10 protein-coding genes and 2 tRNA genes are annotated in these 13,311 nt (G+C 58.0%); 8 read left to right on the forward strand and 4 right to left on the reverse strand.

What is annotated here, in order from left to right; translation table 11 throughout:
* Nucleotides 1-68: 68 nt before the first annotated feature.
* Complete coding sequence (locus OR601_RS02140) at nucleotides 69-1,610, reverse strand: Mur ligase family protein (RefSeq protein WP_136012342.1); 1,542 nt, start codon at nucleotides 1,608-1,610, stop codon at nucleotides 69-71.
* An 80-nt stretch (nucleotides 1,611-1,690) separates the two neighbouring features.
* Here OR601_RS02140 and OR601_RS02145 point away from each other — a divergent pair.
* Nucleotides 1,691-1,765 (forward strand) — tRNA-Val (locus OR601_RS02145).
* 129 nt (nucleotides 1,766-1,894) lie between these two features.
* Here the strand turns inward: OR601_RS02145 and rph are convergent.
* Together rph and murI are read right to left on the reverse strand one after the other, a co-directional pair.
* On the reverse strand, nucleotides 1,895-2,623 hold the full coding sequence (rph, locus tag OR601_RS02150) for a ribonuclease PH (protein ID WP_136012343.1): 729 nt from the start codon (nucleotides 2,621-2,623) through the stop codon (nucleotides 1,895-1,897).
* A gap of 31 nt (nucleotides 2,624-2,654) precedes the next feature.
* Nucleotides 2,655-3,542 carry a glutamate racemase gene (gene murI, locus OR601_RS02155; RefSeq protein ID WP_265592056.1) on the reverse strand — a complete coding sequence of 296 codons (888 nt, stop codon included), beginning with the start codon at nucleotides 3,540-3,542 and terminating at the stop codon, nucleotides 2,655-2,657.
* A gap of 217 nt (nucleotides 3,543-3,759) precedes the next feature.
* Here murI and rdgB point away from each other — a divergent pair, with 217 nt between their 5' ends.
* Nucleotides 3,760-4,356 carry an RdgB/HAM1 family non-canonical purine NTP pyrophosphatase gene (gene rdgB, locus OR601_RS02160; RefSeq protein ID WP_136012345.1) on the forward strand — a complete coding sequence of 199 codons (597 nt, stop codon included), beginning with the start codon at nucleotides 3,760-3,762 and terminating at the stop codon, nucleotides 4,354-4,356.
* Between the two features lie 202 nt (nucleotides 4,357-4,558).
* Nucleotides 4,559-5,296: a glucosamine-6-phosphate deaminase gene (gene nagB / locus OR601_RS02165; RefSeq protein WP_136012346.1), complete on the forward strand. Its 738-nt coding sequence runs from the start codon at nucleotides 4,559-4,561 to the stop codon at nucleotides 5,294-5,296.
* A 556-nt stretch (nucleotides 5,297-5,852) separates the two neighbouring features.
* Here nagB and OR601_RS02170 read toward each other — a convergent pair.
* Complete coding sequence (locus OR601_RS02170) at nucleotides 5,853-6,932, reverse strand: M24 family metallopeptidase (protein WP_136012347.1); 1,080 nt, start codon at nucleotides 6,930-6,932, stop codon at nucleotides 5,853-5,855.
* A 220-nt stretch (nucleotides 6,933-7,152) separates the two neighbouring features.
* Here OR601_RS02170 and OR601_RS02175 point away from each other — a divergent pair, with 220 nt between their 5' ends.
* The 5 genes from OR601_RS02175 (at nucleotide 7,153) to OR601_RS02195 (ending at nucleotide 13,311) form a co-directional block, all read left to right on the forward strand.
* Nucleotides 7,153-7,455, forward strand: a complete 303-nt coding sequence (locus tag OR601_RS02175) for a Veg family protein (protein ID WP_136012348.1) — start codon at nucleotides 7,153-7,155, stop codon at nucleotides 7,453-7,455.
* A 75-nt stretch (nucleotides 7,456-7,530) separates the two neighbouring features.
* Nucleotides 7,531-8,436, forward strand: a complete 906-nt coding sequence (gene ispE, locus OR601_RS02180; protein ID WP_136012349.1) for a 4-(cytidine 5'-diphospho)-2-C-methyl-D-erythritol kinase — start codon at nucleotides 7,531-7,533, stop codon at nucleotides 8,434-8,436.
* A 127-nt stretch (nucleotides 8,437-8,563) separates the two neighbouring features.
* Nucleotides 8,564-8,640: transfer RNA gene (locus OR601_RS02185), tRNA-Pro, on the forward strand.
* Nucleotides 8,641-8,874: 234 nt separating this feature from the next.
* Complete coding sequence (locus tag OR601_RS02190) at nucleotides 8,875-10,221, forward strand: coiled-coil domain-containing protein (RefSeq protein ID WP_265592057.1); 1,347 nt, start codon at nucleotides 8,875-8,877, stop codon at nucleotides 10,219-10,221.
* 105 nt (nucleotides 10,222-10,326) lie between these two features.
* A complete protein-coding gene (locus tag OR601_RS02195) occupies nucleotides 10,327-13,311 on the forward strand; it encodes a PD-(D/E)XK nuclease family protein (RefSeq protein WP_265592058.1) in 2,985 nt (994 codons plus the stop codon).

Raw genomic sequence — 13,311 nt, forward strand, 5'->3', positions numbered from 1 at the left:
TCCATGCCAGAGAGCGTTGAGTCCCCGGCGTTTTGGAGCGAGCCGGAGGTGTCAGATGCCCCGCGATGCTAGTCCTCTTTATGCACCGCGTCGTACCAGGCGATCATGTGGGCGCTGGCAGATACGTCTGACTCCTGCGGTACGTCTATGTTGTGGATGCGCACTGATCCCTCATCGGCCTTGCCCAAGAGACACATCACTACAGGGGTTTTATCCTGTGCGGCCTGGGCCTGAGCCAACTCAAAGGCACGCAGCCGCGCTTGAGGGCGATAGGGGATCTTCTCATAGGGTGTATCTGGTGCCACATAGGCGCTTATCTCGTCCAGAAGCGTGGTGGGGTCGATGGGACCAGGATCATCAGAAGTCAAAATAACGTAGTCTGAAAACTGCGACCCGATGCGGGGCAGGTCTTCATAACGGTCCAGTGCTTTGCCACCCGAGACGCCAAAGAGCGAGATGATATAGGCCGTGGGGAAGTACTGCTTCACGGTCTCGAAAAAGCGCCGGTAGGATACGTCGTTATGGGCGTAGTCCACAATGGCGGTGAGGCGTTTGTCGGCGGTGGAAAACAGCTCCATGCGCCCAGGTACTCGCACGTTAGAGAGGATTTTCGTGCATTGCAGCCCGTCGACCCCCGATGCCTCGACGCAGGCGATGGCGGCCAGGGCATCCTCCACGTTGTGGGCGCCTAAAAGGTCGATGAATACCTTGGAGGCGCCTTGGGGGGTATGGGCCACAAAGCGGGTGCCTCCCTGCTGGGGTTTGATGCAGGACCCATAGACGTTGGCTGCAGGATTATCCAGGCTGTAGGTAAGCGCGGTGGAGTTGCTGGTGGCAAGCGCGCGGGCAACCTCTGCATAGTGGTCGGTGTCAAGGTTCACCACGCAGGTTGTGGCTTGGTCAAAGATGCGCAGCTTGCTGTCCAGGTAATCCTCGAAAGAGGGGTGTTCCACCGGAGAGATATGGTCGTGCCCAATGTTGAGGAAGCATCCTACCGAGAAGTGAACCCCCAGCGTGCGGTCGTATTTGAGCGCTTGGCTGGAGACCTCCATGACCACATGGGTGAGGCCTGCCTCCTTCGCATGGGCCAAGTAGCGCCAAAGGTCGGGGGCTTCAGGGGTGGTGTTTGCGGACTCGTAGGTGTTCACGCCGTCGAAGATGTCATGAGTGCCCATAAAAGCGCAGGGCCGAGGCAACACGCTGTCGAGCATGGAGCGAATGAGGCATGTGGTGGTGGTCTTGCCTTTGGTGCCGGTGACGCCAATGATGGTGAGGTCTTGATCTGGGTAACCCCAGGCGGCAGCCGAGACATAGGCCATGGCCTTACGAAGATCTGTGCATACCAGATGAGGGATACCAGGGGCTTGCAGAGCTAGCTCGGATTCTCTCTCAGCAGCGCAAAGATAGGCAACGGCACCCGCGCCAAGGGCAGCGTCCAAAAAGACTGGCTTAAACGCCGCGCCCTTGCACACAAAAAGGTTGCCAGACTCTACTGCGCGTGAGTCGCAGGCGCATCCATACACCTGACAAGATGGATCTCCCACCAGCGCGGTGGCAATACTTTTGCTGGTAAGAAGGTTGGCCAGGTCTTGAAGCGTGATCGAATTCATGAGATGTCCGTTTCGAGATTTGCAGGTTGTCTGTTTTGCCGAGAAGAGCCTCCCGCCTGTGTTAGACTTCTTTCTCGCACGGGCGATTGGCGCAGTGGTAGCGCAGGTGCCTTACAAGCACAAGGTCAGGAGTTCAAATCTCTTATCGCCCACCAGACTTTTACGAGGTCATCGGCTTGGTGTCGGTGGCCTTTTTTCTTGACTGCGGCCCTAGGGACCAAATGGGGCAATGGGTGTCTGGATCCAAGAACTGGACCGGCGTGCAGGAGAACCATGGGTGTTCCTTAGTGCCAGCTTGTGACCTTGCGCTGGAGCTCCAGGAGAGTGGCAAGGCCTGCTTGGCCCAAGTCCAATAGCTGGTTTAGCTGGTCGCGGGAGAACGCCATCTGTTCGCCGGTGCCCTGGATCTCCACGATGGTGCCGGTGGCGGTGCCAACCAGGTTCATGTCTACCTCGGCATGGGAGTCTTCCTGATATGCCAGGTCCAATAGGCAGCGGCCGTCCACGATGCCCATGGAAACCGCGGCCACCTGGCCGATAAGAGGAATGCGGGGGATGCGGCCGGCCTTGACCCAGTGGGCCAGCGCGTCATGGAGGGCCACCCAGGCGCCGGTGACGCTGGCGGTTCGGGTGCCTCCGTCGGCCTGGATGACGTCGCAGTCCACGGTAACGGTGACCTCTCCTAGAGCCTTCATGTTCACCACGGTGCGCAGGCTGCGGCCAATGAGGCGCTCGATCTCCATGGAGCGGCCCTTGCGCCCCCGTTGCTCGCGGCGGGTGCGAGTGGAGGTGGAGGCAGGCAGCATGGCATACTCTGCGGTGACCCACCCCTCGTGGCTGCCTTTTCGCCAGGCTGGGACACCTTCTTCGATAGTGGCGGCACATAGCACCCGGGTGTCGCCAAACTCAGCCAAGCAGCTGCCTTGGGCGTTTTTCATCACTTCTCGGGTGAGGGTTACGGGGCGCAGGTCGGCCGGCGCACGGCCGTCAAAGCGAGGGGCATCAATAGACATAGATCTCCAATAAGTAGGGGCGTCGTCACGGTTAGGAGAGCTGAGGGACGCTCAGGGCTTCTAGCTCCTCCACGTCCACATGCTCCACGCTCTCCAGGGCGCGACCAAAGATATATTCTCCGGCTACACAAAAAGCTGCCAGCTCAGAGGAGGTGGTGGCGAAGCGGTAGCGCGCATCGTGGGTGGCGTCGGCCAAATCGCAGGAGCGGGCTAGATACTCGCGCACTTCGCGGGCGGTCTCCTCGGCAGAACTCACAATGGAGACCTCGGGCCCCAACACCCGCTGATAGACCTGTTTAAGCAGCGGGAAGTGGGTGCATCCTAGAATCACCGCGTCGATGCCGTGGCCCATGAGAGGGGTGAGGTCTTCTTGGGCCACCCCAAGGATCTCAGAGGTGTCCAGATAGTCTTTATCGGCCATCCAGTCGCGCCCCATGGCATGGGGCGCGGCCACTGCGCGCTCCACGATCTCCACCGAGCGCGGGCTGGGCGCCTGCCACACCTTCACGCCGTAGTCCAGGGCGTGGATGGCACGAGGGTACTGCCCCGACTCGCAGGTGCCCTTGGTGGCCAGCACCCCCACCTTGCGGCTGTGAGTGGCCTGCACCACCGCCCGTGCTCCGGGCACGATGACGCCCAGCACCGGGATGTCCAGCATGTATTGGGCAGCCGCCAGGCCTGCCGCAGTGGCGGTATTGCAGGCGATGACCAGCAGTTTTACGTTCTGGCGCTCGAACCAGCGCGAGAGCTGCCCCACGAACTGCCGAACCTCTTTTTGGGAGCGCTCGCCGTAGGGGCACCGAGCCGTATCGCCAAAGTACACGATGGATTCCTGCGGAAGCTCCGTGGCAATGGCGCGGGCCACCGTGAGCCCACCCAATCCCGAATCAAACACTCCAATAGGACGATCGCTTGCCATGTCCGCCTCTCTCCACAGTATCAGGACCCCTATGGTGGCATAGTGACGTGTGGGCTCCGTGGACGGGCAGAGCTCGACGCTTCCCAGCTGCCCGTGTCGGCGTTTCTCGGTACCCTTAATGCCGAGAAGTCCGCACGCCTCACCCTGTTCTTTTGGCGCGCTTCTCACACCTTCCCTGCCGAGAAGACCGCGCCCTCTCACCTAGAAAGGATTCCCTATGCCCGAGACCATCGTGGTTGCCACCGGCAATCCTCACAAAGTATCAGAGATAGAAGCGATTTTGGCCCCCGTCATGCCTGAGGTGGAGTTCAAGGCCTTAGGGGAGCTGGGGGAGTTCGACGAGCCGGAAGAAGACGGCGACACCTTCTTGGCCAATGCGCTCATCAAAGCCCGGGCGGCAGCGGAGGCTACGGGCTTGCGTGCGGTGGCAGACGATTCGGGCCTGGTAGTGGATGCGCTGGATGGGGCGCCAGGAATTCATTCGGCCAGGTGGTGCGGCCATCATGGCGACGACGCGGCCAACAACGCCAAGCTGGCCCGTGAGATGGCAGATGTGCCTGAGCCTGAGCGCACTGCCCGCTTCCATTCCTGCGTGGTGCTGGTCGATCCCGCCGACGGCTCTTATCTGGCTGGCGAGGGCGATTGCGAAGGCGCCATTGGCTATGAGGGGGTAGGGGAGCACGGCTTTGGCTACGACCCTTACTTCTTGCCTGAGGCCACGCCGGGGCTCACCATGGCCCAGCTCACCCCTGAGCAAAAGAATGCCATCTCCCACCGGTTCAAGGCGCTGCAGGCGCTGGCCGCCCAGCTCTAAGGGGTGGGATCGAGGGCTCGCGCCATCTTAAAATCCTTGCGCATGCCTGGCGACCTATGCGCATCTCCTGGGTCACTGGGTGCCTTAAAGCCGGTATACCTTTGTCCATTTGTCGATTGCGACAGGCGCGGCGCGGGCCGTAAGGATTACCGTGCCATACTGGCGACTAAGAGTCCTAGAGTGCGGCTGAACAGGAGAAGCCATGAAGATCATTCGTGTGAAAGACTATGCGGACATGAGCCGCAAGACGGCCAACATCATCTCTGCCCAGGTCATTCTCAAGCCCGATTGCGTGCTGGGCTTGGCAACCGGCACCACCCCCATCGGCGCCTATCAGCAGCTTATCGACTGGTACAAGAAGGGTGATGTGGACTTCTCCGAGGTGTCCACCTACAACCTGGACGAGTATCGCGGCCTTACCGGCGACGATCCCCAGAGCTACCGCTACTTCATGAATCATCAGTTCTTTGATCACATCAACATCGACAAGGCCAATACCCACGTGCCCGACGGCTCCAACATGGACGCTGCCGAGGCCTGCGCAGACTACGACTCCATGGTCAAGGCCGCCGGCTATGTGGACTTGCAGCTCCTGGGCATCGGCCGCAACGGCCACATTGGCTTCAACGAGCCTGCAGAGGCCTTTTCCAAGGGCACCCAGTGTGTGGATCTCACCCCTTCCACCATCGAGGCCAACTCCCGTCTCTTCGAGAAAGAGGAAGACGTGCCTCGCCAGGCCTACACCATGGGCGTGCAGACCATCATGAACGCCCGCATGATCGTGGTGGCTGCCACCGGCGCCGACAAGGCTCAGGCAGTCTATGACATGATCTACGGCGCCGTGACCCCCCAGTGCCCCGCCTCCATCCTGCAGCTCCACACCAACTGCGTGGTCGTGGCAGACGACGAGGCCCTGTCCCTCTGCCCCCAGGAGGACTAAGGCTTCGTCCTTCTAGGAAGGATGAGGCTGATCGAAAACCTGATAAATAGAGCGCTAATGAAAAAGTCGCATTCGAAAGGATGCGACTTTTTCATTAGCGCCATAAGAGGCTTATAGGACAAAAAGTGTGCTGTGAATTGGGACGTTGACACAGGTCAACGTCCCAATTTCTAGCTATCTATTCTAAGAGGCTGGTTTGATTTCGAAGCACATTTGTTTATCTGAACCCCAGACTCTATTTCTAAGAGTCGCTCGGCTCTCTCCGCAAGTGTTACAGACTGTTGACTTTACTATATGCCCTTGGTTGTAATCGCTGATACGGTCATGGAACCTGACTGCAAATATTGAAAAGCCTGCGCTTTTCAAACCCAGCAATAGAAAAACTCGCCTAGTGTTACCGATTAAATATTAGGCCTACATTACTTGGGGCAAGAGTCTTTTGGCACTGTTTCCTCTGAGTTGAGCCCTGTGGTGGGATATGCCCCACCCCTCCTTTTCGTATCTCAGGGTAAGGAAGCTGCATCAGCTCAGGAGGCGCGGGTTTCTCGGCAAGGCATTACGCCTTGATGCACTCCAAGTCTTTGGGATAGTGGTTGAGCACCTGGCAGCCGTCCTGGGTGACGATGACCAGGTCCTCGATGCGCACGCCAAAGCGGCCGGGCAGGTAGATGCCGGGCTCGATGGAGAAGCACATGCCGGGCTCGACGGGATCGTTGTGGGCGCTGGAGACGTCGCCGGGCTCGTGGACCTCCAGGCCAATGGAGTGGCCCAGGCGATGGGTGAAGTAGGGGCCGTAGCCTGCGTCTTCGATGACCTGGCGGGCAGCGGCGTCGATCTGGGCGAAGGTGACGCCGGGGGCAACCATGGCCTCGGCGGCGCGGTTGGCGGCCACCACGGTGGCGTGAACGCGCTCGAACTCCTCTGAGGGCTCGCCAAAGAAGAAGGTGCGGGTCATATCGGCGCAGTAGTCGTTGGCGGCACAGCCCACGTCAAAGAGCACGCACTGGCCGCGGGTAAGCTTGGTGTCGTCGGGCTCGTGGTGAGGGTCTGCCGCGTTGGCGCCAAAGGAGACGATGGGAGCAAAGGAGTTGCCCCAGGCACCTAGGCGACGATACTCGGCCTCAAGGCCCTCTGCGATCTGGCGCTCGGTGACGCCCTCGCGAATTTGGGACTCGAGCCATGCCATACCCTGGTCGTTGATGGCCGAGGCTTCTGCCATAGCTTGCTGCTCGGTGGGATCCTTGTGGGCGCGGGCGTCGTCTACCGCGCTTGAAGCCAGACGATAGGCGCTGGCGGCCTGGGCGTCCATGAGGGGGAGCAGCCAGCGGGCCTCAAGGCCGCGGTCGATGCCCAGTGGGGCATCGTGGATGCAGAGCTGGGCCAAAGCGTCGATGGGATCGTCGGTGTCATCCAGGGTGATGATGGAGTCCACATAGTCCGACGGGTCGGGGAAGAGCTTGTTCACAAAGATTGTTGGCTCGTTATCTGCGGCTACATAGAGAGCCTGGAAGCGCTCCATGGGATCATTCTTGTAACCGGTGAGGTAGGCGATGGAGACGGGGTCCACAATGACCATCTGGTCGAGGTCCATAAGGCGCAAATTGCTTCGTACCTGCTGAAGGCGCTGTTCATTCATAGATGTAACCTTCTCTCGATAGGTGAGGTGCAAGAGCTGCAACGAAGGTTTATTGCCCCTCAGGCCTTAGGATATGCGTGGTCGGTGGAGTACTTTCTCCTTTTGGCGCAAAGAGTTAGTATAGATCCTTGCTAATCATCATTGGCCGCAATATGGCCTTTTGGTGCCCAGCGGTTTTGAGGCGCCTGCGAAGGGCCGGGCCTAAGTTTGGAGTGAAGGCATGGAGAACGAAATTCCGTCCGTAAACCGCGTAGACCAGATTCATAAGTCTCTGGCTCATCTCACGGGTTCCCGCATCAAGGTGCGCGCCAACATGGGCCGCTCCCGCATTGTCGAGCGCACGGGCACCTTGGTCTCCGCTCATCCGTCGCTGTTTATGGTCGAGGTAGAGGAGCGTCGCGGCCGCAAGGCCCGCCAGAGCTACCAGTATGTGGATGTGCTTACCGGCACCGTGGAGCTTTTTGATACCGAGTCCGGCGATCCCCTCTTTGACTTTGTGGGCGAGCAGCAGGCGCAGGAGTAATTTACAAGCAGCAAGAACCATTGGGGCGGCTGTCAGGGGATACCCTTGGAGCCGCCCTCGCGCAATGGAGGGGCTATGGCTATCCAGCGTATCGTGGTGCAGGCACCGGCTAAGATCAATCTTTATCTGGGAGTGAGCTTGCAGCGCACGCTTGTGGGATACCATCGCCTCTCCACTCTTATGGGCACGGTAGGTCTTTATGACCAAGTGACCCTTGAGCCCTCAGACCGGCTTTCCTTGATCTGCCGACCCTCGGTGCGCACCTCTATGGAGAACAATACGGCCTCCATGGCTGCCCTCTTTTTTGCCGAGGCCCTGGATCGCCCCGCAGATGTGGCCATCACCCTCGACAAGACCATTCCCGCCCAAGCCGGCCTAGGCGGCGGCTCTGCCGACGCTGCCGCCGTCTTGTTGGGCCTTTGTGCTGCCTGGGGCATCGATCCTTTCGACCCTCTGGTCCACGGAGTGGCAGCCTCCGTTGGCGCCGACGTCCCCTTCTTCTTGACCGGCGGCCTTGCGCTAATGGGCGGTGCAGGCGACCAGCTTGAGGAGACCTTCTCGGCAGTGCCGTTCCATGCGGTCCTGGTGCGCCCTGGGGGAGTGGGCGTGAGCACGCCCCGAGCCTATGAGGCCTTTGACGCCCATCCAGAGCCGGCTGCCCCGCTGGAGCCCCTGGTGGACGCCGTCGCTGCTGCCAATGTAGATGCCATGGCCGCAGCCTGTGCCAACAACTTGGAGCCCGCTGCCTTCGAGCTTTTGCCTGCGACCCGTCAGGTGGCGCAGTTTTTATCGGCCCAGCCAGGAGTGTTAAACGCCCTGGTCACAGGCTCGGGGAGCTGCGTGTTTGGGCTTTGCCGCGACGCTGGCGCCGCCGACGTCGCAGCCACCGAGGCCGCCCGTCTTGGCTGGTGGTCCAGGGCCGTGTCTTCCACCCCTTATGGCTGCCGCATCGTCGAGGACGGCTGGCGCGCCCTGCCGTAGGCATCGAGGCGTTTTGCTTCGCAGTCTCAAGTGGCGTGCGTGTCGGTTGTTCTGTCTGGTGAGTTTGCTCAGAAGCGCAAGTTTAGGCTGCGCGCGGGTCGCCGACGTGTTAGAATTTTCACCCGTTCGGGTTGTGGCTCAGCTTGGTAGAGCGCTGCGTTCGGGACGCAGAAGTCGCTGGTTCAAATCCAGTCAACCCGACCAGTCAATGACAGCCGGAGGCCCTGTAAGGTCTTCGGCTTTTTTATTCTTCGATACGTGAAGGCTCCATGGGGAGCGCCTTACAGGCCGAGAAACCCTTAGCTATTTGAGCTGCTAGAGCGCGGGTGTCCCGTAGTAAGTACAAACAAATGTACGGTAACAGGACTTGCTGAGAGATATATTGGCTATAGTGAGTGGTAATGAGGAGCGCGTTATCTTTGGGAGGGGGGTCGCGATATGACAGAAGCTGGTTATGAAAACGGTGCTCAAGAAGCATCTGCTCGCGATAGGTCCAAAAAACCGCTTCTACCTGCAAAAGACCCTCTATTTGCCAGTGCGGGCCCCTTTGGTGCTCGCCCCTGGACAATAAAACTATTGCTGGCCCCCAAAGCGCCTGTAGCGAGTCCGCTGGAGGTGGACTGGCCTCAAAACCTCGAAAAGTTTTTGATAGGGCAGCCAGAAGAAGCATCAGCTCGCACAACCACTGACTACGAAGTCCTTGAGAAGCGCGCGAGCGAGATCTCCCAATGGCTTTCAGAGCAGCTGAGCCGCACGCAAAAATCGCTGGCTTCTCAAAGACCGGGATCTGCCAAAGAAGAGGAAGCTCAGGAGGCGGGCTCTTCTCGGCCAGAGCTGGAGTTCCAAAGCTTTGGGGAGGCGCTTGAAAGCGTCTCTGCCTCGTTTTATGGACAACAGACAGCTCAAGAGGAGGCTCTGCGAGAGGCAGTGCGCAAGGCTGTGGCTCAGGAGCGCCGTGCGGCTAAAGTGCGTGAAGATGCGGCGGTGGATGTTGCTCGACGCGAAGTGCGCCAAGAGCTTTTGGAACGCACGCGCATGGCAGAGGCTCAATATCGAGAAGCTCAGCAGGCTTTGCAACAGGCAGAAATCGCAGTGGCTGCAATGACAGAAGAGCTAGAGCAGCTGCGAGACGCCGGCGACCAGCTGGAGCAGGAGCGTGCGGCCAGAGAGGCTCAAGATCGAGCTCATGCCATTCAAATTTCTACTCTAGAAAATGAGGCGAGAAGGCTCAGGGCGTCGTTGGCTCAGGCGGGTCAAGAAGACGAGGTGGACATAACTCCGGTGGCAGGGCCTCTGGACGTGATTCGTACGCTGCCCACCAACCTCGAAGAGTGTGTGCGGCTGTTTGCGGGGCTTCAAGACCGGGTGGAGTTTCTTGAGAGCGCCTATGAGTCTGCTCGCAATTATCGCGGAGGCGATTTGGACCGCTATTGGAGAAGCCTCTTGTCTCTGCACGATGTGCTCTGGCCTCTGCGTGCCACCAATCGCGAGTACGGTGTCGATGTGGCACGGGAGTTTCGCAATAAGAGCGGGTTTGAGTACGCCGCCAATGAGTCTCAAGAGACGCTGGCCATCGAGGAATGCAGGCGGGCGCGCACCTTTAGGTACCAGGGCAAAGACCAGCTTATGGTCAATCACATCAAGGTAGGCAACTCTGGCAACATTCAAGAGGGTGCCATGCGCATCTATCTTCTTTACGATGCAGATCGTAAAAAGATTATTGTGGGACATATCGGCAAGCATCTACCTACCAAAACGGTGCCTGGATCGCTGGGGCGCAGGTAGCTATCGAGAGTTTTGAGATTTCACGCGTCAGGATTGTTAAGGCTTAGGCTCAGGCAATCTAGGGGCTGCAACGCAGGAAGTTCTTTATGGCTTGGGAGGACATTCGTGGCGCTTTATAACTATCTTGATCATGATGGTCAGGTGCTCGGCACTGCAGCTATGGGGCTTATTAGACAGGCTGCTCAAGAAAAAGAGCCCTGTGTGCTGCTGGTACCCTCCTCAACCATTGCGCTTCGAGTGCGCAAAGAGTTGGCAGATCTGGGATTAGCGTTCAATATTGATGTTCAGACGCCTCTTGCATGGGCTCAGGGACTCTGGGCACGCGTGGGCGACGGCAGAAAACCCGCAACTTTAGGCGATGCGCGATTAGCCGCCTGGAAAGTGCTGGGTCTTGAAGCCTCCCGAGGCTATGTGGCTCTCATAGCAAACCTTGCCCAACGAGCATCTGGACTGCTACGCAAGCATGACTATCAGGACGATTTACTTTCAGAGCAACAAAAAGAAGCAGTGGCGAAAGCCCAGGAAGCGACGAGCCTTCTTGAGTCGCAGCAGCTCATCACCCGCTCTGATCTGTATGCCGCAATTCCTGCTGCGTTGGGTGAGGATAGTACGGAACCCATCTATTGTATGGTGGCCACTGGATTTTCCAACATTGATCCTTTAACTGCGGGGCTACTGGGCCAGCTTGCGAGCGTTCGGGATCTGCACTATGCCTGTTCTGCGCCAGATAATCCTGCAGGGAGCGCCGCCCTTTCCAGTGCTGGTTTGGTAAGTCGTAGCGCGAATCAGGCAGGTGCTCAAGTAGGGGCTCTGCAAGAGGTGCCAAGTCGTGTGGCCCTTGATTTGCGCACTCCTGAGCTTGCCCAGCTGGTTCGCAATGCCTTTGGCGAAGAAGGTGCCCGCATCGATCCCCAGGGTTCGGTTGTGTTGTTGGAAGCAGCAGGCCCTGAAGCGGAGGCGGAGCTTATGGCTCGCGCGCTGGTAGAAGTAGCCGATGAGGGCGCCGACCACATATTGGCCATTACCCAAGACGTCGAGCATCTTTGGGATTTGCTATCATCAAAACTTGCAGCTCGCGGTCTTGGTGTTCGAGCGTCGTGGGTCGCCCCTGCGGCTCAAAACAAAGCAGTTAACATCTTTTTGGGATTCTGCATCCAAGTGAGTCAGCTCCTGGCTCTTAAAGACCATTGGCAATGGGCCCAAAAGAAAGAGTCTTCCTCTGTGGATGAGGAGGCGGCCCGTCTTTTGGAGGAGTCTGCAGAAGCCGACAGGCGCTGGTGGCCACCCCGAGACGTCGTGGACTTCTTGCTCTCTTCATTCTCTGGAGTAGATCAAACTGAGGCGTACAAAGCCGATCAGGTCTGGCGTGGTTTGCGCACATTGGCTCCCGCCCAAGTCTTGGAAGACCTCCATGCGCTGGCGGCCCATAATCTTCCGCTGAAAGCTGCCCTCGAAGCCCTTGGAGAGAACAATTGGGTGCAAGCAGCTGCAGTGATGCAGGCAAATGCCAAGAATGCCAAGCAGCCTGAGGTGTTTTCTGCCCTTGGCTTGGTAGCTCAAGCAGCCTACGAGTTAGAAATTGCAGACATCGTCCCCGATGATCCTCAGACCCACGCAGCGCTCATCCTGTCGCTCTTAGAGGTGAAAAACCTTCCTTGCTCCTTTGAACGCGGCGTGTTTGAGGGAGATGTGCGCTGTCAAGTAGAGATGATCAATCCAGCTGCAGCCGAAGCTTGGGCTCCCCAAACTGTAGGGACTGTGCTCTGGAGTGGACAAACTTCTGCCGAGAATCCCGTGTCGTCTCCTCGTGGAGCTCTGCCTGAGTTGTTGGCTCTTCTCGGCATGCCCGAAGGCGTGGCGCCAGACGAGGTGGTGAGGTCGCAGGCCTTTACCATCTGGGCTATTCCTACTCACCGCCTGTTGATTGAAAGAAGCCTTAGAGATACCGAGGCTATGCCCACTCATCCTTCTCCGGCGCTCTCAGAGCTTCTGTCGCTTTATAAGGAGAAGCCAACGTCGGTAAAGCGCGGAGAGGATCTGGTGGCGGCCAACCTATCGCTTAACGGTTTTGAGCCGGAGCCAAGCCTGGTGGAGGAATCTTCAGGCCCCGAGTTACTTAAAGGTGAGACCTTGGAATTGGCGCTCAAGAAGCGTGGGCAGCAAACCGATGTACCCGTACTGTCACCTACTGCACTCGAGCATTATATGGCGTGCCCTAGGCGATGGTTCTTCGAGTATGGACTGCCTACCAATACGCTGGATGCAGAGTTCTCTCCGCTGGAAAAGGGCAATTTGGTTCATAAGACCTTGGAGAGGACTGTTCGCTCAGCGGTGCAAGAGGGCATCAAAGACGAGCAATCTATGATCGAGACTCTTAAGCATTGTTTTGCTGAGGCGGTCACAGAGGGGATGTTGGGTGAGTCTGATAACACCATGCCCATCCCACACAGTTATGCAGAAGAGCAGGATCTGGCCTTTACTGAGACCAATCTTGAGAAACTTGTGACAGACAACTGGCTCTTCTTTGAGGGCTTTACCCCTCAGGCTTTCGAGTACCGGTTTGGCTTTGAAGATCAAGTCATTACCTATGGAGGAACTCGTTTTCGCGGATACATCGATCGCATCGATGTGGATGGCGAGGGGCATGCATTAGTAATTGACTACAAGAGCAGCTCTGCTGCTGGCAAGTATCTTTTGCCTTCAAGGAAACAGGATGCTCCTCCCATAGCACTGGAGGAGTGGCAACCCCGATATATTCAGGCATTTCTTTATGCATCGGTCTTAAAGCAGCTCTTCCCTGAGCTTACTGCCGTAGGCGGCCTCTATCTCATGACGGGATCAAACCCGGGACAAGAGGGCATGGCAGATATGGCTCTGGTGAGATCCTCTCTGCATCCGATGTATGAGGGTAGCTATGCTCGCATGAATCCAAGAACTCTTTCTGCGACTTTCGATGAGGTGCTCGGTCGAGCTGAAGAATGTGCTGCTCAAGCTATCAACGGCATGTTCGCTGGTGATGTATACGCCAAGCCTGTTGATAGCAATGCTTGCAAGAATTGTCCGGTGCTCGGCTGCGATAAGAGGAAATAA

This window comes from Leptogranulimonas caecicola (assembly GCF_023168405.1).
GTDB lineage: Bacteria > Actinomycetota > Coriobacteriia > Coriobacteriales > Atopobiaceae > Leptogranulimonas > Leptogranulimonas caecicola.